The 20,543-nt window shown below is 38.8% G+C and carries 18 protein-coding genes; 8 read left to right on the top strand and 10 right to left on the bottom strand.

The features are described 5' to 3' along the window. Positions 1-12: 12 nt before the first annotated feature. Positions 13-1,095 carry a methylmalonyl Co-A mutase-associated GTPase MeaB gene (gene meaB / locus HA632_RS13595; RefSeq protein WP_176307735.1) on the bottom strand — a complete coding sequence of 361 codons (1,083 nt, stop codon included), beginning with the start codon at positions 1,093-1,095 and terminating at the stop codon, positions 13-15. Positions 1,096-1,202: 107 nt separating this feature from the next. Here meaB and HA632_RS13590 point away from each other — a divergent pair, with 107 nt between their 5' ends. Together HA632_RS13590 and HA632_RS13585 are read left to right on the top strand one after the other, a co-directional pair. Then, positions 1,203-2,417 (top strand): MFS transporter, encoded by a 1,215-nt coding sequence (locus HA632_RS13590; protein ID WP_176307734.1) that lies wholly within the window; start codon positions 1,203-1,205, stop codon positions 2,415-2,417. A 133-nt stretch (positions 2,418-2,550) separates the two neighbouring features. Next, entirely contained in the window at positions 2,551-3,954 is a 1,404-nt protein-coding gene (locus tag HA632_RS13585; protein ID WP_176307733.1) for an FAD-binding oxidoreductase, read from the top strand. A 189-nt stretch (positions 3,955-4,143) separates the two neighbouring features. Here HA632_RS13585 and HA632_RS13580 read toward each other — a convergent pair whose 3' ends face one another. The 6 genes from HA632_RS13580 to HA632_RS13555 form a co-directional block, all read right to left on the bottom strand. Beyond that, complete coding sequence (locus HA632_RS13580; protein ID WP_176307732.1) at positions 4,144-4,728, bottom strand: hypothetical protein; 585 nt, start codon at positions 4,726-4,728, stop codon at positions 4,144-4,146. A gap of 85 nt (positions 4,729-4,813) precedes the next feature. Next, entirely contained in the window at positions 4,814-5,380 is a 567-nt protein-coding gene (locus HA632_RS13575; RefSeq protein ID WP_176307731.1) for an AraC family transcriptional regulator, read from the bottom strand. A 208-nt stretch (positions 5,381-5,588) separates the two neighbouring features. Further along, the gene (secA, locus tag HA632_RS13570) at positions 5,589-8,933 is read right to left on the bottom strand and encodes a preprotein translocase subunit SecA (protein WP_176307730.1); all 3,345 of its coding nucleotides are present in this window, start codon (positions 8,931-8,933) and stop codon (positions 5,589-5,591) included. A gap of 105 nt (positions 8,934-9,038) precedes the next feature. Continuing rightward, positions 9,039-9,260 carry a DUF2795 domain-containing protein gene (locus HA632_RS13565; RefSeq protein WP_002986941.1) on the bottom strand — a complete coding sequence of 74 codons (222 nt, stop codon included), beginning with the start codon at positions 9,258-9,260 and terminating at the stop codon, positions 9,039-9,041. Between the two features lie 174 nt (positions 9,261-9,434). Next, the gene (locus HA632_RS13560) at positions 9,435-10,004 is read right to left on the bottom strand and encodes a cob(I)yrinic acid a,c-diamide adenosyltransferase (protein ID WP_176307729.1); all 570 of its coding nucleotides are present in this window, start codon (positions 10,002-10,004) and stop codon (positions 9,435-9,437) included. A gap of 261 nt (positions 10,005-10,265) precedes the next feature. Continuing rightward, positions 10,266-10,964, bottom strand: coding sequence for an ABC transporter ATP-binding protein (locus HA632_RS13555; protein WP_176307728.1), 699 nt, complete (start codon positions 10,962-10,964; stop codon positions 10,266-10,268). Positions 10,965-11,131: 167 nt separating this feature from the next. Here HA632_RS13555 and HA632_RS13550 point away from each other — a divergent pair, with 167 nt between their 5' ends. Next, positions 11,132-11,803: a hypothetical protein gene (locus HA632_RS13550; RefSeq protein ID WP_176307727.1), complete on the top strand. Its 672-nt coding sequence runs from the start codon at positions 11,132-11,134 to the stop codon at positions 11,801-11,803. A 117-nt stretch (positions 11,804-11,920) separates the two neighbouring features. Next, entirely contained in the window at positions 11,921-13,291 is a 1,371-nt protein-coding gene (locus tag HA632_RS13545) for a T9SS type A sorting domain-containing protein (protein WP_176307726.1), read from the top strand. 2 nt (positions 13,292-13,293) lie between these two features. Here the strand turns inward: HA632_RS13545 and HA632_RS13540 are convergent, their stop codons facing one another. Both HA632_RS13540 and HA632_RS13535 read right to left on the bottom strand, forming a co-directional pair. Beyond that, complete coding sequence (locus tag HA632_RS13540) at positions 13,294-14,073, bottom strand: O-methyltransferase (protein ID WP_176307725.1); 780 nt, start codon at positions 14,071-14,073, stop codon at positions 13,294-13,296. Next, entirely contained in the window at positions 14,073-15,935 is a 1,863-nt protein-coding gene (locus HA632_RS13535; RefSeq protein ID WP_176307724.1) for an ABC-F family ATP-binding cassette domain-containing protein, read from the bottom strand. The genes HA632_RS13540 and HA632_RS13535 overlap by 1 nt, the downstream gene beginning before the upstream one ends. Positions 15,936-15,974: 39 nt before the next feature. Here HA632_RS13535 and HA632_RS13530 point away from each other — a divergent pair, with 39 nt between their 5' ends. Further along, positions 15,975-17,147 (top strand): glycosyltransferase family 2 protein, encoded by a 1,173-nt coding sequence (locus HA632_RS13530; protein ID WP_176307723.1) that lies wholly within the window; start codon positions 15,975-15,977, stop codon positions 17,145-17,147. A gap of 74 nt (positions 17,148-17,221) precedes the next feature. Further along, entirely contained in the window at positions 17,222-18,514 is a 1,293-nt protein-coding gene (locus HA632_RS13525) for a dihydrolipoamide acetyltransferase family protein (RefSeq protein WP_176307722.1), read from the top strand. A gap of 17 nt (positions 18,515-18,531) precedes the next feature. Here the strand turns inward: HA632_RS13525 and HA632_RS13520 are convergent, their stop codons facing one another. Then, positions 18,532-18,954: a hypothetical protein gene (locus HA632_RS13520; RefSeq protein WP_176307721.1), complete on the bottom strand. Its 423-nt coding sequence runs from the start codon at positions 18,952-18,954 to the stop codon at positions 18,532-18,534. A 334-nt stretch (positions 18,955-19,288) separates the two neighbouring features. On the opposite strand from HA632_RS13520, the gene HA632_RS13515 reads away from it, so the two are divergent. After that, a complete protein-coding gene (locus HA632_RS13515; protein WP_176307720.1) occupies positions 19,289-19,624 on the top strand; it encodes a helix-turn-helix domain-containing protein in 336 nt (111 codons plus the stop codon). A gap of 135 nt (positions 19,625-19,759) precedes the next feature. Then, a complete protein-coding gene (locus tag HA632_RS13510) occupies positions 19,760-20,530 on the top strand; it encodes a 3'-5' exonuclease (protein ID WP_176307719.1) in 771 nt (256 codons plus the stop codon). The last annotated feature ends 13 nt before the right edge of the window (positions 20,531-20,543 follow it).

Here is a 20,543-nt window from a genome sequence, read left to right as displayed (position 1 = left end):
TTTAACGAGTTTTTATTTAAAATATTTCTCCAATAAAATCATAGCCGCTGCAAAAGGTGACAATTCATCGTTTTGCACGGCTTTTTTATTTTGCTCCAATAAAGAAATAATTCCCGGATGATTGTAGAAGTGGTTTTTCAACTGCTCGTTGATGGTTTCCATCATCCAATATTGATTTTGCTCTTTGCGTTTTTCTTCAAAATAATGATTGCTTTTTACCAATTTCAAATAGTTGGTAATGGTTTGCCAAACGTCATCAATCCCCGTTTTTTCATAAGCACTGCAAGTGGAAACGGTCGGAATCCAGCCCGAATTTTTTGCCGGAAATAAATGCAAAGCCCGATTGAATTCGGTTTTCGCCAATTTGGCTTTGGCCACATTATCGCCATCGGCTTTATTAATGACAATCGCATCGGCCATTTCCATGATACCGCGTTTGATGCCTTGTAATTCGTCGCCGGCACCCGAAATTTTCAGTAGTAAAAAGAAGTCTACCATGCTGTGAACCGCAGTTTCGCTTTGACCAACACCCACAGTTTCAATTACAATGGTGTCAAATCCGGCGGCTTCGCAAAGGATAATGGTTTCGCGCGTTTTTCGCGCCACACCACCAAGGGTTTCTCCGGAAGCGCTTGGTCGTATGTAGGCGTTTTTATCTTTCACCAATTCCTCCATTCGGGTTTTATCGCCCAAAATGCTGCCATGCGAAATCGTGCTGCTTGGATCAACCGCCAAGACCGCAACTTTTTTGTTCAGAGCCGTCAAGTGTTTTCCAAAAGCTTCAATAAACGTACTTTTCCCAACGCCCGGAACACCGGTTATTCCTATTCTAACGGATTTATTGGCATGAGGCAAACACGCTTTGATGATTTCATTAGCCTTGGCCAAATGATCGGGATTCTTACTTTCTACCAATGTGATGGCACGACTCAAAGCCGATATATCGCCCAACAAAATTCCTTGGACTAATTCTTCGGAACTGGGTTGGATTTTACGACTGCGAATCACTTTATCCAAGGCAGTTTTACTGAAGCTTTCCGGTTGCGGAATGCCGTCTTTTTCGTGTAGCGCCGATTTTTTCGTGTTCTTTTCCAAATAGCAGTAATGTTAGTCCCGTCGATATCTTAATGATTTGCTAAAATTACTAAATGTTATTTTAATGACTGATATATATAGTACTTTTGTGTCGTTAAAAATGAAAAATGGAAATCGAAACTACGCTTTCAAAAGGAAAAAGTAATGCTGAATTGGCTCAAAAAACAGTTTACTCGATTCTTTTTTCAATCAGTTTTGCGCATTTACTCAACGATTTAATCCAAGCGATTATTCCTTCGGTTTATCCTATTTTGAAACAAAATTACAATTTGTCGTTTGCTCAAATCGGTCTGATTACTTTTGCTTTTCAGTTGACCGCTTCCATATTCCAGCCCTTTGTGGGTTATTACACCGATAAATACCCGAAACCTTTTTCTCAAATTTATGGCATGCTCTTTTCCTTGGCGGGAATTGTCTCCATTTCATTTGCAGATAATTTTTATTGGATATTAATCTCGGTCATGCTTATCGGAACCGGTTCTTCTATTTTTCATCCTGAGTCCGCACGAATATCTAATTTGGCTTCGGGTGGCAGACGTGGATTGGCGCAGTCTATTTTTCAGGTTGGAGGTAATTTCGGTACAGCACTCGGACCATTGTTAGTCGCTTTGATTGTTGTGCCAAACTCCCAAAAATACATTCTTTGGTTTGTTTTAGCGGCGGCTATCGGATTGGCCATTATCAGCAAAATTGCTTTTTGGTACCGCGACCATTTGATCCATCGCCAACAGAAAAAAGTAGTTTTTGCCGATTTCCAACGTTTGTCAAAAAGCAAAGTAAAATGGGCTATATTGATTTTGTTGGTTGTTATTTTTTCCAAGTTTTTCTATTCCGCAAGTTTGTCTACTTACTATACTTTTTATGTAATGGATAAGTTCCAATTGTCTATCAAAGAAGCGCAATTTCACATGTTTATTTATTTGATTGCTTATGCTGCGGGCACCATTCTTGGCGGTCCGTTAGGCGATAAAATAGGCCGAAAGTATGTGATTTGGTTGTCGGTTTTTGGTGCGGCACCTTTTGCGTTGTTATTGCCTTATGTCAATTTGTTTTGGACCGATGTTTTGATGATTATCATTGGAATTATTATTTCTTCGGCTTTTCCGGCGATTCTGGTTTATGCCCAAGAATTATTGCCTAAAAAACTCGGAATGATTTCGGGCTTGTTTTATGGCTTTGCCTTTGGAATGGGCGCCTTAGGTTCGGCTTTACTTGGTACTTTAGCCGATTATACTTCCATTCAGTATGTGTATCACGTTTGTTCTTTCTTACCGTTGATAGGAATTATTTGTTATTTCCTGCCCAATTTGAAGAAGCGATAGGAGCGAAGGGTTCGGGCATTTTTGGAGACCTTATTCCTGCTGTCCATTCTGCACGGCGCCATTCCCATCAGGGCTAAATAGGATTTGTCTTTTTCTTTTGGAATGGTTACATTTACTTCTCAAATTTTACACGATGTCACTCAATCCCGAAATCATTCAAAAACTCACCCAAATTGTTGGTGAAAACTATATTTTTTCCGACCAGGAAACCCGAAACCATTACGGTCACGATGAAACCGAAGATTATGTGTTTCCGCCCAGCGTTGTGGTAAAACCGGCTAATGCTCAAGAAATTGCAGCCATCTTAAAAGTAGCCAATGATTTCAAAATTCCAACAACACCAATCGGCGCCAGAACAGGTTTGAGTGGTGGTGCTTTGAGTATTTACCAAGGCATTGGACTCTCAATGGAACGTTTAGATAAAATCATAGAAATCGATGAGCAAAATTTGCAAGTAACAGTTGAACCGGCTGTGATTACGCAAATTTTACGCGAAGCGGTAGCCGAAAAAGGCTTGTTTTATCCGGTTGACCCAAGCAGTATGGGCAGTTGCTGGATTGGCGGGAATATAGCCGAAAATTCAGGTGGCGCAAGAGCCGTGAAATATGGTGTGACGAAAGATTATGTGCTCAACTTACAAGTGGTTTTGCCCAATGGTGAAATTATTTGGACCGGAGCCAATACGCTTAAAAATTCTACCGGTTATAATTTGACCCAATTGATGGTAGGCAGCGAAGGAACATTGGGTGTGATAACCAAAGCGGTCTTAAAACTTTTGCCCAAAAACAGTCACAACATTTTGATGTTGGTTCCTTTTTACAAAGCCCATGAAGCTTGTGAAGCCGTTTCTGCCATTTTCCGAGCCGGAATTGTACCAAGCGCCTTAGAGTTTATGGAACGCGATGCCATTGATTGGACGCTGCAATTTGTGGAAGGCATCAGCGTACCGATAAAGCCCGAACACCAAGCGCATTTGCTGATTGAAGTCGATGGGAATTATCCCGAAATCTTGATGCAGGAAGCCGAGAAAATTTTGGCCGTAGCGGAACAATTTGAAATCGATGAAGTTTTATTTGCCGATACCGAAGATGAGAAAAATGCGTTGTGGAAAATGCGTCGTTCAGTAGCTGAAGCAGTAAAATCAAATTCCATTTACAAAGAAGAAGACACGGTTGTGCCCCGATTTATGTTGCCCGAATTGTTATCGGGAATCAAAAAAATAGGCGCAAAGTATGGTTTTAAATCGGTCTGTTATGGTCATGCCGGTGATGGCAATTTACACGTGAACATTATCAAAGGAGAGATGACGGATGACAATTGGAAAACGCAAGTTCCCGTTGGTATACGAGAAATATTTGAATTGACAGTTTCGTTAAAAGGCACTTTATCCGGTGAACACGGGATTGGTTTTGTGCAAAAAAACTTTATGGATATTGCTTTTAGCCGAACCCATTTGGAACTGATGGAAAGTATCAAACGCGTTTTTGACCCGAATAATATCTTGAATCCCGGGAAGATTTTTCCGGATGAATTATAAAAGAAAAGCCCTGAAAAATCAGGGCTTTTCTTAATCTCTTTTCGGATTTTGTTTTTTATTTCTTTTTTCCTCTTTTTTCTCTTTTGCGGTCTTCAGAGGTTCTTTTTTAGCCGCTTTCTGAACGTCTTTTCCTTTTGCCATGGTATGTAGTTTTTAGTTTGGTGTTTAATGAGATAAGTAAAGGTAAAACTATTTATTCAAACCCAAAGCTCTTTTTACAGTTTCATCAAACAGCGCATTAAAAGCAGCCAATTGTTCGGCATTGTCAAAATTGAAAAATTTCCATTCTCCATTGGTGGTTTCGTCCCAAACGGCGACATAAGTTGTCATTTTTTTGACATTAAAACTGTTTCTGTTAGGTTCGAAGGTAACGTCTTTGGTATTATTAACTTCTTGTAATTCCACCTTCTTTGCAGCGGCTTCTTCTGAAGTTAATTTAGCTTCAAAAAAGTAACGCTTCGGAATGCGAATGGTGATCACACAAAACGATTTGCCGTTGATTTGTTTTGTTTGACCATATTGAAGCGGAACGGTTGGCAATTGGTAACGCAAACGGTATGCTTCGTTTTCGTAGTGCAGTTCTGTTTTTTCTAGCAGTACTTCTTTACCAATGTTCGCCACCATAGGCGGATAAGACAATTTTACGATTGCTTCAAAATCCATTAAATAGTTGGCTTCATACAAATCGTGAGATGATTTAATGAGATTGACTGATTCTTGAGTGAAGCAGTTCCAATTAACGAATAACAGCAATAAAAGACACTTTGATTTCATAAACGTTTAATCTTTAATCAAATATAAAAAAATCCCCAACAGTTTGAACCATTGAGGATTGTATTTGTGATGAATGGTTTTTGTTTTATAATAATTCTTCCAATTGGATGCGTTTTTTGTATTGTTTGATTTGTTTGAAATAGGTTGGCGTCAGTCCGGTTACTTTTTTAAATTGGTTGGACAAATGCGAAACACTGCTGTATTCCATTAAATAGCTTATTTCCGTAAGCGATAGTTCATCATATAACAACAACTCTTTTACGCGCTCAATTTTGTTCAAAATGATATAATTAACGATGGTTGTTCCGGTAACTTCTGAAAAAAGGTTGGCCAAATGGGTATAATTATAGTCGAGTTCCTTACTCAAATATTCAGAAACATTTACTTTGGGATACTTTTCGGCGTAATGAACCAACTCTATAATCACATTTTTGGTTCTTTCGATGAGCAGAGATTTTTTATCATCGATCAATTCTAATCCTTTTTTTAACAGTGCTTTGCGCAGTAATTCTCTGTCTTCGGCATGAATGTTTTTTTTGAGTACCACTTCGCCTAAATCAATCGTCGTGTGTTTTAATTTTAATTTGTCTAATTCCTCTTTCACTGCCAATTTGCAACGAAGCGAAACCATGTATTTGATGTGTATTTTCAAGGTAAGTAAATATGAGTTATAAAAGAAAAATAGTTTTCTTTCAATTCTTTAAAGATAGGTTATTAAATCGCGCAAAGGTAATTTACTTTAGAGTGGGCTAGTTATAGAAATTTGAGCTTGATTTATATATTTCACAGTTTGAGATAAAAAAAATCCCCAACAGTTCAAACTGTTGGGGATTTGTACCCTGCTTAAAGCTTTCAGAAATCTAGTCGTTTACTAGAACCCATTCGCCGGAAGCCAACATGCTTTCCGCTTTTTTGTATTTGGTGGTTTCCGTTTTTCCACTCATTACGTGTTTAATCGTCACAGTATCGTTGCGGTTGATTTTCGGAGTTTCTCTTACGATGGTTTCCGTTACTTGCGGACGTTGTTGTGTTTGACCGGCTTCACGATTAGCACTTTCACTGCTTTCGATTTCGTCTTTGCTTTCGGTATAATTTTGTTTTTCACGTACTTGTCGCGCTTCCTGAATGTTTTGGTTTTGCTGAGGTAAATCGCCTTTGAACAAGAACGAGATTACTTCTTTATTCACACCGTCTAACATGGCGCTAAACAATTTGAAAGCTTCCAATTTGTAAATCAGCAACGGATCTTTTTGTTCGTGCACGGCTAATTGTACCGATTGTTTTAACTCGTCCATTTTGCGTAAGTGCTTTTTCCAAGCTTCGTCTACTATAGCCAAAGTGATATTTTTTTCAAAATCGGCTACCAATTGTGCTCCGTTTGAATCAAATGCTTTTTTCAAGTCGGTTACGACGTTCAAAGTCTTAATGCCATCTGAAAATGGCACTACGATTCGCTCAAATTTATTGCCTTCTTTTTGGTAAACGTCAGCAATAATCGGGAAGGCTTCGCGAGCGCTTCTTTCGGTCTTTTCGGTGTAATAGGCTAGGGCAGCTTTATACACTTTACCCGTAATTTCCATTTCGGATAATTTCTCAAATTCGTTTTCAGAAACCGGTGAGGTGATTGAAAAGTATCGAATCAATTCAAACTCGAAGTTTTTATAGTCGTTTTTGCCTTTATTGTCGCTTACGATTAATTCACAAGTGTCATACATCATGTTGGCGATATCCAGTTTCAAACGTTCTCCGTGTAAAGCGTGTCGACGACGTTTGTAAACCACTTCACGTTGGGCATTCATTACGTCATCATATTCTAACAAACGTTTACGAGTACCAAAGTTGTTTTCTTCTACTTTTTTCTGAGCGCGTTCAATAGATTTGGTCATCATCGAATGCTGAATTACTTCACCTTCTTTCAATCCCATTCGATCCATGATTTTCGCTACTCTGTCAGAACCGAATAAACGCATCAGGTTGTCTTCCAAAGACACATAAAATTGGGAACTTCCCGGATCACCTTGACGACCGGCACGACCACGCAACTGACGGTCTACACGACGCGAATCGTGGCGTTCCGTTCCGATGATGGCTAAACCTCCGGCGGCTTTTACTTCAGGCGTTAATTTAATATCCGTTCCACGACCGGCCATATTGGTGGCAATGGTAACTACGCCCGGTTTCCCTGCTTCAGCTACAATTTCGGCTTCTTTTTTGTGCATTTTGGCGTTCAATACGTTGTGTTCTACACCACGCATTTTCAACATACGACTCAACAATTCTGAAATCTCTACAGAAGTGGTTCCAATCAATACCGGACGACCGGCTTTTGACAATTGAGTAACATCTTCAATTACTGCGTTGAATTTTTCACGTACCGAACGGTAAATCAAATCTTCCTTGTCTTGACGCGCCATTCCTCTGTTGGTTGGAATTTCAACTACGTCTAATTTATAAATCTGCCATAACTCGCCGGCTTCGGTAACCGCTGTTCCGGTCATACCGGCCAATTTGCTGTACATACGGAAATAATTCTGTAATGTAATCGTGGCAAAGGTTTGGGTAGCGGCTTCAATGGTTACATTCTCTTTGGCTTCAATGGCTTGGTGCAATCCGTCAGAATAACGACGACCATCCATGATACGACCGGTTTGCTCATCTACAATAAGTATTTTATTGTCCATGATAACATACTCGGTGTCTTTTTCAAACAAAGTATAGGCTTTTAATAACTGTGTCAGTGTGTGGATTCTTTCTGATTTTACACTGAAATCTTGGAATAATTTCTCTTTAGCTTCCGCTTCTTGGTCTTTTTCCAAGTTTTGTTTTTCGATATTGGCAATTTCAGTTCCAATATCCGGTAATACGAAGAAATCTTCTGAAGTATCTTTCGATAAGAATTTGATTCCGTTATCGGTCAATTCTACCTGGTTGTTTTTTTCTTCGATTACAAAGTACATGGCTTCATCCACTTCCGGCATTCTGCGGTTGTTGTCTGACATGTATTCGTTTTCAGTTTTTTGCAAAAGGGCTTTCATGCCTTCTTCACTCAAAAACTTGATTAAAGCTTTGTTTTTAGGTAACGAACGGTAAGCTCTCAACAATTGGAAACCACCATCTTTAGTGTTCCCTTCTTTGATCAAACGTTTGGCTTCGGTTAAGAAACCATTGGCCAATTGGCGTTGTAAATTGTATAAGTTTTCGATTTTTGGTTTCAATTCGTTGAATTCGTGACGGTCACCATCAGGCACCGGACCGGAAATAATCAATGGCGTTCTCGCATCATCAATCAATACCGAATCGACCTCGTCGACTATGGCGTAATTGTGTTTTCTTTGCACCAAATCTTCGGGTGAATGCGCCATGTTATCACGCAAGTAGTCGAAACCAAATTCGTTATTGGTTCCGTAAGTAATATCGGCTTCATAGGCTTTTCTTCGAGCGTCGGAATTCGGTGAGTGATTATCAATACAATCTACAGTCAAGCCGTGGAATTCGAATAATGGTGCTTTCCAGGTACTGTCACGTTTGGCCAAATAGTCATTCACAGTTACAAGGTGAACGCCGTTTCCGGTCAAAGCGTTTAAGTAGAGCGGAAGTGTTGCTACTAATGTTTTTCCTTCACCCGTTTGCATCTCAGCAATTTTTCCCTCGTGAAGTACGATACCACCAATCAACTGTACGTCGTAGTGCACCATATCCCAAGTAATTTCTTTACCGGCAGCGTTCCAGGAATTGGCCCAAATGGCTTGGTCACCGTCTAAAGTGATATATGATTTTGTTGCAGAAAGTTCTCTGTCTTTGGGTGTAGCGGTGACAGTAACGCTAGTGTTTTCTTTAAAACGTCGAGCCGTTTCTTTGATTACGGCAAAGGCATCGGGAAGGATTTCGCTCAACACCTTTTCTGAAATTTCATAAGCTTCTTTCTCCAAAGCATCGATGGCATTGTAGATGTCTTCTCTTTTGTCGATGTCGGCCGTGTTTTCAGCTTCTTGTTTTTTAGCTTCAATCTCAGCGTCTTGTTTGGCGCGGGCTTGTTTGATTTTTTCTTTGAACTCGACAGTTTTAGCTCTCAATTCGTCGTGAGACAAAGCGGCTAAAACAGGTTCTAAAGCTTTTATTTTAGTGATATAGGGTTGCGTTGCTTTGACGTCTTTTTGCGATTTGTCGCCTACAAAAGCTTTGATAATGCTATTAATGAAACTCATAATGGGTTTGTATTTTATGTTTTAATCCCTTGTTAAGGAGTGCAAATTTAAACAAAAAAAAAGCCCTAAACGGACTTTTTTCTTTGTTGTGATTGTTTATTTTTTTTAATATTCATCCTCATTCCAAAGGTAATCTTCGTCTGTTGGATAATCTGGCCAAATCTCTTCCATTGATTCGTAGATTTCACCTTCGTCTTCTATCGATTGTAAATTCTCTACTACTTCTAGTGGAGCTCCTGTTCGTATAGCATAGTCGATAAGTTCATCTTTGGTAGCTGGCCAAGGCGCATCGCTTAAATAGGATGCCAATTCTAATGTCCAATACATCTTCTGTCGATTTTAGTTTATGCAAAAATAAATTTTATACTGAAAAAGTCAAGTTTTTTTTGATTTATTTTTAAGTAAGTTTAAGAACGTCTTGTTTTAGTGGTCAGCGGTCAGTTTTTGGGGTGCAGTTTTTCGTTGATAAACGACTGAATACTGTTTACTGATGACAGAACACTATTTCCTCGGAATCCACTTCACTTCTTCCGCGTTTAGGTCAAAAGACAACTTCCGTGCCAAGACAAAAAGGTAGTCAGAAAGTCGGTTTAGGTACTTGATAACTTGTTCGTCTGTTGGTTCTAATTCGTGCAAATGAGTCGCCAAACGTTCGGCTCTACGGCAGACACAGCGGGCAATGTGACAATATGACACGGTGGTATGACCGCCGGGCAAGACAAAGTGTGTCATTTGTGGCAAGGCGGAATCCATGCGGTCAATTTCGTTTTCTAAAAAGGCGATGTCTTCTTCGGAAATACGGTTGATGTTTAAACGAGGTTGTCCGTTTTTCAGTATTTCTTTTTCGGGTGGTGTGGCCAAAATGGCGCCGACGGTGAATAAGCGGTCTTGGACTTCAACCAAAACATTCTTATACAAAACATTGATGTCTTGGTCACGGATTAAACCGATGTGGGAGTTGAGTTCGTCAACGGTGCCGTAGCTTTCGATACGGATATGGTGTTTTGGGACACGGGTGCCGCCGAAAAGGGCAGTGGTTCCGGTGTCGCCGGTTTTGGTGTAGACTTTCATCTCATTAGATTTTATTTGTTATTGGTATTCGATGTAACTCGCCATTAAGGCTCGTTTCATTTTTAAAGGTGCTAAGGCGCTAAGGTACTAAGTTTTTGCATTGTTGACAAGGATACAAAAGGATTACTCTTTAGCCCTGATGGGAATGGCGCCTTGCAGAATGGACAGCAGGAATACGGATTGCTGATAAAGCCCGAACCTTTCGCTTCTGACTTCGACAAGCTCAGTTTGACATTGCTTCGACAAGCTTAGTTTGACAAATTACAAATGGTCAACGTTTGGGCTATCGCTTTCGATAATCCCGTCACGCAAACGGATAATTCTATGGGCATATTTGGCGATATCTTCTTCGTGTGTTACCAATATTACCGTGTTGCCATTTTTGTGGATGTCGTTGAACAAGTTCATGATTTCCACCGAGGTTTTACTGTCAAGATTTCCTGTGGGTTCATCGGCTAAGATGATGGATGGTTTGTTGACCAAAGCTCTGGCAATGGCGACGCGTTGGCGTTGTCCTCCCGAAAGTTGGTTGGGTTGGTGGTCCATTCTGTCGGATAGGTTTACTTGTGTCAACACTTCGGTAGCGCGAACATTTCGTTCCGATTTGGAATAACCGGCATATATCATTGGCAAAGCTACATTGTCCAAAGCGGTTGTTCTGGGTAAAAGATTGAAGGTTTGGAATACGAATCCGATTTCTTTATTGCGGATTTCGGCCAAATCGTCGTCGTGCATTTGGCTGACGTCTTTTCCGTTCAGGATGTAAGTTCCTGAAGTTGGCGTATCCAAACAGCCCAAAAGGTTCATTAAAGTAGATTTTCCGGAACCGGATGGTCCCATTAAAGCTACATATTCGCCTTTGTTGATTTGTAAATCAATGCCTTTTAAAACGTAGATGGTTTCGCTTCCTAACTGGAAATCGCGTTTTAAGTTTTTTATGTTGATTAATGGATTGGCCATTGCTTGCTGAGAATTGAATTTGTCAAATAAGTAGTAAATATATAGATATTGTTACAAATAGGAGCACAATTTTAAATCAATGAATTATACAACTATTAGAGATAATTGTATAATGAGTCAGACGGTTGATAGAACTAAATTTACCCTAACATTAAAACTTTAAAATGATGAAAAACAGAATAATTAGATATGGAGTATTTTTTACTGCATTGGTGAGCTTTGTCTCTTGTAAAGATAAAGGAGCAGAAACAGCTGCTGACGAAAAAATTGCTTCATTGGAAAGCTATATTGATTCGCTTGAAAATGTTAAAGCAGAAGATGCTGAAGCCAATTGGGAACAAATCTCTGCTGATTATGACAGAAGAACGGCAGCTTCAAATGAGGCCATCGCTTCATTGGGAGAAGATTTAAAACCGCGCAATCAAGCAAGATTAGATTCGATTAATGCCCGTTATTTCGTGATTAGAACTTCGGTGGAAACCGTAAAAGTTCCGGTAAAAGTCAACCCGAATCAAGTGCTTAGGGATACGTTCTTCGGTGCCGGTAAATTGGGTGAGGACATGAATTTCAGTTGGGTCAATAAAGATAACATCTTAGAAACCTACCAGACTTTCTTTGATGCCTACAAAGCCAATAAAGAAAACTTTACCAGAGAAGACTACGATGAAGTGAAATTGATTTATGAAGCTTTAGACAGCAGAAAAAACACAGTGGAGAAAGAAGGTTTGTCTTCTGAAGACAACACTAAAATAGCTTCGATTAAATTCAAGTTTGCACCAATGTTCAAAATGAACAGAATAGGCGCGAAGGCTAGAGAAAATGAAGAAGCAAAAGAATAATTTTTTTGAATTGGTTTGTTAATTCGGGAAATGGTGATCAGTGATGGTCACCATTTCTTTTTCAACTGTTTTTTTAGAAATATTTTCCTATTTTTATGCCGTAAATTGCTTGGTATCATGGTAAAGAAAATCTTATTTGTCTTATTTTTTGTTTGGGTTTGTTCCGCAAATGCTCAGTGTTGGAAATCGGTTTCAGTTAGCATATACACTACTTTAGCAATTAAGCAAGACGGTACTTTGTGGGCATGGGGCGGTAATTCAAATGGAGAATTGGGTGATGGTACAACAATTAATAGAAGTACTCCAACGCAAATTGGGACAGCAACTGATTGGAAGATGATTTCCGCAGGAGAAAGCCATTCGTTAGCTATTAAAAACAATGGGACTTTATGGGCTTGGGGCTACAATGACTATGGACAAGTTGGTGACGGAACGAATGTCGATAAAATTGTTCCCACCCAAATAGGTACAGCAACCGATTGGAAATTTATATCTGCGACATACTGGTCAAATATGGCAATTAAAAATAATGGCACACTTTGGGCTTGGGGTAAGAACGATGACTATGGACAATTAGGTGATGGCACCCACATTAATAGAAATGCTCCGGTTCAAATAGGAACAGCAACTGACTGGTTGAAAGTTTCGGCAGGCCCTATACACACTATGGCCATGAAAACTAATGGAACTTTATGGGCATGGGGCACGAATACTTATGGATTATTTGGCAATAACAGTATTGTGAGTTCATTTACTCCAATTCAAGTTGGAACGGCAACAGACTGGGAAAATGTTCTTATAGGCAGTTATCATAGTGTAGCTTTGAAAACTGATGGAACTATTTGGGGAACCGGAACAAACTATGATGGAAGGTTAGGAGATGGTACTACCAACGATAGAATTGTATTTGGGCAAATAGGTGCTGATAATGATTGGGTTGAAATAGGAATAGGCGGAGTTAGTACTATTGCAATAAAAACAACAGGAACTTTATGGGCTTGTGGTAGTAATTATAATGGTTTGATAGGCGATGGAACTACAATTGAAAGACATGTTTTAACGCAAATAGGAACCGATATTAATTGGAAGTTTGCCTCAACCGGAGAGTACCATTCCGTTGGATTAAAAACAAATGATTCTTTATTTTCCTGGGGTGATAATTCAGCAGGAATAATTTTAGGTACAGGAACTACAGATCCTTTTTCATTAGTCCCAGTAAATATTACCTGTGAAACTTTAGAAATAGTAGGACAAGATAAAGACTCCTTTTCTATTTATCCAAACCCTACAGCTTCAGTTTTAAATATTCAATTCTCAGAGCTCACAATTATCCAAAACATTTCAGTGATGGAAATTTCAGGAAAGAAAGTTTTAGAACAAATTGGCGACTTTGACCAAATTAATGTTCAGGATTTAGCAAAAGGATTCTATATTGTTTCTGTTATAACCAATGGTAAAACCATTAATCAGAAATTTATCAAACAGTAAATTTAGGCCCTGATCACAAAATGTTCTTTCTCTTGTTCGTTTCTAAAGAACACAATTCCCCATTGGAAAGTATCAATCGTTACGGTTACTTTAGGATGGTTTTGGATGATTTCCCATGCGGCTTCCATATCGGCTGACCAATGGATATCGTCGAAAATCCAGACGGTTTCGTTGGTGATTGTGGGTAATAAAAGCTCAAAATACTCTAACGTCGCGACTTTGGAATGATTACCGTCGAAATAGATAAGTTGTTGGTTGTTGGTTGTTGGTTGTTGGTTTTTTAAAAAGGAACTAAATTCTGTTGCGACCGGATGGATGTTGGCTACATCAAAGGTTTCAAATTGTTTTTGGGCTACAGCCAAAGTGTTTTTGCAACCTTCCAGTGTTGTAATTTTAGCTTTCTGATTGCCTAATGATAAAGCAGAAGTAGCTAAGCCCAATGACGTTCCAATCTCCAAGATGGTTGAAGGTTGGAAATACTTCGTGATTCTGAACAATAATTCGGCTCTTTTCGAAGTAATTCCGGCGGTTTTGGCAATTTGATTTATCGCTCTGGTATTGCTTTTGAAAACCCTGGAACCGGCGCCAAAATCCGTTACTTCGATGGTATTGGGATTTTCTAAAAGGGATTTTCTATACTTCTTTAAAATAGAATATTCGGGATATTGTTGCTTGTCATAAAAACATTTGGTCACCAAATTAAACACAAAAGGCGAATGGACTCCGTGTTCGTTTTTGGAGTGCCAAAGAAAGTTGAGATATGATTTGACAATGTGAAACATTACTCCATTTTTGAAGAAAGTTCAAACCAGCGTTCTTCTTTTTCCTCTAATTTATTGATAATCGCCTGCAGTTCATTGGCTTTTTTGGTGATGTCAGCATCGGCTACTTTGCCTTCGGCGAAAAGGTTTTCAATTTGTTTCTTCTCGTATTCCAAGTCTTTGATTTCGCGTTCGATTTTGTTGAATTCCTTTTGCTCGTTAAAATTCAGTCCTGAAGTCGTTGGATTGTTTTGTTTCCAATTGACTTTCTCCGTAGAAACGTTTGATAAGTTTTTGGGTTCAGCCGAATCTTCATACGCTCTAAAATCGGAATAATTGCCGGGAAAATCTTCAATTTGTCCTTCGCCTCTGAAAATGAATAAATGGTCCACGATTTTGTCCATGAAATAGCGGTCGTGGGAAACAACCAATAAACAGCCCGGATAATCCAATAAGAAACTTTCCAGAACATTTAAAGTCACAATATCCAAATCATTCGTAGGCTCATCGAGAATTAAAAAGTTCGGATTCTGAATCAAAACCGTACACAAATACAGTCGTTTTAATTCGCCCCCGCTTAGTTTTTCGACGAAATCGTATTGCTTTTTGGCATCAAATAAAAAGCGCTCCAACAATTGCGAAGCCGAAATGATTTTGCCTTTGGTTAGCGGAATGTATTCGCCGTATTCTTTGATGATGTCGATGACTTTTTGTCCCGGTTTCGGGTTGATGCCGCTTTGGGTGTAATAACCTACTTTAATCGTATCGCCAATCACCACTTTTCCGGCATCGGGAACCATGGTTTTGGTTAAGATATTTAGGAAAGTCGATTTTCCGGTGCCGTTTTTTCCAATAATTCCTATGCGTTCGCCGCGTTGGAAATCATAAGTGAAATTGTCTAAAATGACTTTATCTTTGAATTTTTTGTAGAGTTTGTGTAGCTCAATAATCTTACTGCCCATGCGCTCCATATTGATTTCCAACTCTACCACATTTTCTTTTCTGCGGCTTTCTGCCACTTCTTTGATTTTGTAGAAATCATCTTGGCGCGATTTGGATTTGGTGGTGCGTGCTTTCGGTTGACGTCGCATCCAAGCCAATTCTTTGGTGAAGAGATTTTGCGCTTTGTCAATGGTGGAATTTTCCATAGCAATGCGCTCTTCTTTTTTCTGCAAATAATATGAGTAATTGCCTTTGTATTGGTACAGTTTTCCGTTGTCTAGTTCGATGATTTCGTTGCAAACGCGTTCCAAAAAGAAACGGTCGTGCGTGACCATAAACAAGGTGATGTTTTCTTTGGCAAAATAACTTTCCAACCATTCAATCATTTCCAAATCCAAGTGATTCGTTGGCTCATCCAATATCAATAAATCCGGGCGATTAATCAAGATAATGGCCAATGACAAACGTTTTTTTTGTCCACCGGAAAGGGATTTGACTTTTAGTTTTAAATCGTCCAATTTTAATTTGGATAGAATTTGCTTGAATTGTGTTTCAAAATCCCAAGCATTGTGGCGGTCCATTTCGTCAAAAGCCAATTGGTATTTTTCCTCGTCTTCCGGGTTTTCCAACGCTTTTTCGTATTGTTCAATCACATGAAGGATTTCGTTGTCTGAAGCAAAAATACTTTCCTCAATGGTCAGTTCTTCCTGAAGTTGGTTGTTCTGCGACAAAAAAGCCATTTTCAACCCTTTTCGAATCACGATTTGACCGGTATCCGGCTCGTCTTCGCCATTGATCATTTTCATGATTTGGGTTTTTCCCGAACCGTTTTTGGCAATGAAAGCGATTTTTTGGTCTTTGTTGATGCCAAACGAAAGGTTAGCAAACAAGGTTCTTTCGCCAAAGGACTTCGATATATTTTCTACTGAAAGGTAATTCACGGGTGACAATTTTTTGCAAAAGTAGATTATATTTGTCAAATGCAACTATCGGTTATCATCCTTAATTATAATGTGCGCTACTTTTTAGAGCTCTGTGTTTTGAGTGTGCAAAAAGCCATTCAAAATTTGGATGCCGAAATTATCGTTATTGACAACAACTCTTCTGATGACAGTTGCGCCATGATGAAGCAGCGTTTCCCAAATGTCAAACTCATCGAAAACAAAGAAAACTCAGGCTTTCCAAAAGGCAATAACATAGCCGTCAGAGAAGCCAAAGGCGAATATTTGTGCATCTTAAATCCGGATACTGTTGTAAGCGAAGATACATTTGAAAAATTATTGTCATTTGTGTCATCCCAAGCGCAGTCGAGGGACGATTTAGGAATTGTAGGTTGTAAGTTAATTGACGGCACAGGAAACTTTCTTCCGGAAAGCAAACGCGGTATTCCGACACCATGGGTGGCTTTTACTAAGATTTTTGGCTTGTACAAAATTTTCCCGAAGTCATCGATGTTCAATAAATATTACGCTCAAGATCTAGCCGAAAACCAAACCGGTAAAGTCGATATTCTCGTAGGCGCTTTTATGGTGATGAAACGCGAATTGTACAATGAATTAGGAGGTTTCGACGAAAACTGTTTTATGTATGCCGATGATATCGATTTGTCGTATCGCGCTTTGTTGTTGCAAAAACAGAACTGTTATTTTCACGAAACGACCGTGATTCATTACAAAGGCGAAAGCACGGTGAAAGATGCGACTTACATGAAGCATTTCAGAGGATTTATGAATTACTTCTATCAAAAGCATTTTAAACGTTCGTTGTTTTTCAATCTGATGGCGCGTTTTGGTGCGTTTTATTTTTCGATAGTAAAAGTGTTTAAAGGTAAATCACAGCCTAAAGTAAAACCCAATCAATATATATTAGTTTCTGATAATGAAGCGTTAAAAGAAAAATTAGCAACCAAATTGCAAAAAAGTGTCGAAAGAACGCTTTTAGAAAACGGGAAAATAGTAATTTCGCAAACGATTTCGAAGGCAAAAAACACAGAAGTAATTTTAGATACCAATTATTTAGGTTTTAAAAAAGCCATTGCCTTTTTGGAAGAAAACAAAAACAAGTCGTTTACTTTTAAATTGTTACCTATTGGAAGCAATTTTATTATAGGAAGTAACAGTAGTAACGATAGAGGAGAAGTGATTAATTTGTAGAAAAGTGTATAAATCGTATTTTCTTTTATTAATTTTGCAATCGAAACAACAAAATACAACTTTAGATTATCAATATGGCAAAGTTTGAATTGAAATTACCCAAAATGGGAGAAAGTGTTGCAGAAGCAACGATTACCAATTGGTTAAAAAGCGTAGGTGAAAAAATCGAAGCCGATGAAGCCGTTTTGGAAATCGCTACCGATAAAGTAGACAGCGAAGTGCCAAGCGAAGTTTCGGGTGTTTTAACCGAAATTTTGTTCCAAGTCAATGATGTGGTAAAAGTAGGCCAAACCATTGCTATTATTGAGACAGAAGGAGGAAGCGTTGCTGCTGCTCCGGTAACTCAAGAAGTTGCTGCACCGGTTGCAGAAGTAGCAAAAACAGTAGAAGTAGCCGCTGCTATCGCTGCACCGGCCGATTTTAAATCCTCAGATAAATTTTTCTCGCCATTGGTGAAAAACATCGCGACTGCGGAAGGCATTTCATTGACAGAATTGGAAAACATAGCCGGTTCCGGAAAAGATGGTCGTGTTACTAAAGAAGATATTTTAAAGTATATAGGCAATAGACAAAAGCCATTAGCCACAAGTCAATCAGTTCAACCGACAACCGACAACCGACAACCGACAACTCAAGCTGCTCCTGTTTCTGTAAACGGCGGCGACGAGATTGTGGAAATGGACAGAATGCGCAAGCTGATTTCCGGTTATATGGTCGCTTCGGTACAAACCTCGGCTCACGTACAATCGTTTATTGAAGTGGATGTGACCAATATTGTAAAATGGAGAGATCGCGTTAAAAATGCTTTCGAGAAAAGAGAAGGCGAAAAACTAACTTTCACCCCAATCTTCATGGAAGCTGTGGCGAAAGCCTTGAAAGATTTCCCGGGAATGAATATTTCAGTTGACGGAGATTTTATCATTAAAAGAAAAAATATCAACCTTGGAATGGCGGCTGCATTACCCAACGGAAACTTAATTGTGCCTGTAATTAAAAATGCAGACCAATTGAACTTGGTAGGTATGGCGAAAGCCGTAAACGATTTAGGCAACCGCGCCAAAGCCGGCAAACTAAAACCGGACGATACTCAAGGCGGAACTTATACCGTAACGAATGTTGGAACTTTTGGTTCAGTTTTCGGAACACCGATTATCAACCAACCGCAAGTGGGAATATTAGCGTTGGGCGCAATTAGAAAAGTGCCAGCCGTTATCGAAACGCCGGAAGGTGATTTTATCGGTATCAGACAAAAAATGTTCTTGTCGCACAGTTATGACCACAGAGTGGTAGATGGCGCACTTGGCGGAAGTTTTGTAAAACGCGTAGCTGAATATTTGGAAGCATTTGATGTAAACAGAGAATATTAAAAATAGAAAAACCCCGACTAATCAGTCGGGGTTTTTGTTTCTTCTTTTTTGCCAACTTCTTTGGCGTTTTCTTTGGATTCTTCTTTCTGGTCTTCTTTTAAAGTGATTACCATTTTGTCTTTAATTCGGTATTCGCCTTTTTTATAAATTTCTTCACTGGACAATAGTATTTCATAGGAGTAAATGCCTTTGGGCAAGTCGTAAAAACATTCTTTACTGTCTTTTTGAATAACCAATTCTTTTTTGATTTCGTCGCCTTCTTCAGTTGGTCGCGTAATGATTAAAGTCACTTTGTCGGCCATTTTGTTTTTGATACAGACACTTTCTACAGTAGTGCTGTTCGGATTGGTTTTAGAAGAAGTGAAAATGGTAATCAAACCACCTACTAAAATTTCGCTGCCTCTTACTATGGCGGTAAGATCTGATTGCGCGTTAGACATAATCGGCAGGGTTAAAAAGACAAGTAAGACCGATTTCATTTGGAATTTTACGTTACGTTTTTCAAAGGGTTTCATGATGAAAGTTGTTTTAGAGATTACGTAAAGCTTTCCATATCGTTTTGAAGTTTTAAATTAAAGAGTAAAGTTGCAGATAAGGATTTCCAATTCCTAAAAGAAAGCTGATAATTTTAAAAAGAGAGCCGCTATTTATTAAAAGTTTTATTATTAAATTTCAGAATGCATCATATAATAAAATCCTAAATATCACGTTATTAGTATAGTTGATTAAAGCATTGACTTTCTCAAAACACTTTTAACGCTAACCCACTTAACTATGACCACCGGAATCAAAATCAGAACCCTTAGAGAGCAAAAAAAGATTTCCCAAGAATCGTTGGCTTATGCTGTTGGCGTGAGTCAAGTTACTATCGGAAATTGGGAACAAGGCAAAAGTATCAAACACGAGTACATTAAGAAACTCGCCGATGCTTTGGAGATTTCCATTGATTATTTATTCGAAGAAAACCAAGACAAAAGCATTCAATCTCCACCGAAAATAGATTTTAAAAATGAAGGATTCGAAATCATCATCAAAGCACCTAATCATTTCTTTGAAGACTTACATAAAAAGATGGATTTACTTATTAATAAATTTGATACGCCAAAATAGTTTCAAATTCAAACAATTATAAATCAACCCATTCCTCTTTCGAATGGGTTTTTTTATGGTAAAATCATAAATCTTTATTAAAATATCGATAAACGGTAAGCGCAATATTTTATATTTGTGACTTAACTTTTCAGAATGGAATTAAAACTCAACAGACCTATTTGCTTCTTCGACTTAGAGACCACAGGAATTGATGTCGCCAAAGACCGAATCGTAGAAATTTCGATTTTCAAAGTCTATCCCAACGGAAACAAAGAAAGCAAAACCTGGTTGGTGAATCCCACGATTCCAATTCCACCGCAAGCCACAGCCGTACACGGTATTTCTAATGAAAAAGTAGCCAACGAGCCCACATTCAAAGAATTGGCCGGTCAGGTGCATGCCATGATTAAAGATGCTGATTTGGCCGGATTCAATTCGGACCGATTCGATATTCCGTTGTTGGCGGAAGAGTTGTTGCGTGCTGAAGTCGATTTCGATATGAAAAACCGTGTTTCAGTAGATGTACAGACTATTTTCCATAAAAAAGAAGAAAGAACGCTTAGTGCAGCGTATAAATTTTATTGCAACGGAAGCCTTGAAAATGCGCACAGTGCTGAGGCCGACACCATGGCAACCTATGAAATCCTAAAAGCACAATTAGACCGTTACGAAGATTTGGAAAACGATATGAAAACGCTTTCAGAATTTACCACCCGTAAAAAGTCAGTCGATTTTGCAGGCTTTATCGCCTTGAATGCCGAAGGAAAAGAAATATTTACTTTTGGCAAACACAAAGGCGCTTTAGTCGATGAGGTTCTGGACAAAGAACCGGGTTATTTCGGTTGGATACAAAACGCCGAGTTTCCATTATACACTAAGAAAGTATTAACCGGAATTAAGTTAAGAAAATTAAATACTAAATAAAACTCAGCCTCTC

This window comes from Flavobacterium sp. J49, assembly GCF_011742145.1.
Classification (GTDB): Bacteria; Bacteroidota; Bacteroidia; order Flavobacteriales; family Flavobacteriaceae; genus Flavobacterium.
This window is presented reverse-complemented; position numbering and strand designations above follow the sequence as displayed.

Excerpts from the sequence above, each read along its gene's own strand:
- HA632_RS13590 (WP_176307734.1), top strand. The coding sequence starts at position 1,203 with ATGGAAATCGAAACTACGCTTTCAAAAGGAAAAAGTAATGCTGAATTG.
- HA632_RS13585 (WP_176307733.1), top strand. The coding sequence starts at position 2,551 with ATGTCACTCAATCCCGAAATCATTCAAAAACTCACCCAAATTGTTGGT.
- HA632_RS13580 (WP_176307732.1), bottom strand. The coding sequence starts at position 4,728 with ATGAAATCAAAGTGTCTTTTATTGCTGTTATTCGTTAATTGGAACTGC.
- secA (WP_176307730.1), bottom strand. The coding sequence starts at position 8,933 with ATGAGTTTCATTAATAGCATTATCAAAGCTTTTGTAGGCGACAAATCG.
- HA632_RS13565 (WP_002986941.1), bottom strand. The coding sequence starts at position 9,260 with ATGTATTGGACATTAGAATTGGCATCCTATTTAAGCGATGCGCCTTGG.
- HA632_RS13560 (WP_176307729.1), bottom strand. The coding sequence starts at position 10,004 with ATGAAAGTCTACACCAAAACCGGCGACACCGGAACCACTGCCCTTTTC.
- HA632_RS13555 (WP_176307728.1), bottom strand. The coding sequence starts at position 10,964 with ATGGCCAATCCATTAATCAACATAAAAAACTTAAAACGCGATTTCCAG.
- HA632_RS13550 (WP_176307727.1), top strand. The coding sequence starts at position 11,132 with ATGAAAAACAGAATAATTAGATATGGAGTATTTTTTACTGCATTGGTG.
- HA632_RS13545 (WP_176307726.1), top strand. The coding sequence starts at position 11,921 with ATGGTAAAGAAAATCTTATTTGTCTTATTTTTTGTTTGGGTTTGTTCC.
- HA632_RS13540 (WP_176307725.1), bottom strand. The coding sequence starts at position 14,073 with ATGTTTCACATTGTCAAATCATATCTCAACTTTCTTTGGCACTCCAAA.
- HA632_RS13530 (WP_176307723.1), top strand. The coding sequence starts at position 15,975 with ATGCAACTATCGGTTATCATCCTTAATTATAATGTGCGCTACTTTTTA.
- HA632_RS13525 (WP_176307722.1), top strand. The coding sequence starts at position 17,222 with ATGGCAAAGTTTGAATTGAAATTACCCAAAATGGGAGAAAGTGTTGCA.
- HA632_RS13520 (WP_176307721.1), bottom strand. The coding sequence starts at position 18,954 with ATGTCTAACGCGCAATCAGATCTTACCGCCATAGTAAGAGGCAGCGAA.
- HA632_RS13515 (WP_176307720.1), top strand. The coding sequence starts at position 19,289 with ATGACCACCGGAATCAAAATCAGAACCCTTAGAGAGCAAAAAAAGATT.
- HA632_RS13510 (WP_176307719.1), top strand. The coding sequence starts at position 19,760 with ATGGAATTAAAACTCAACAGACCTATTTGCTTCTTCGACTTAGAGACC.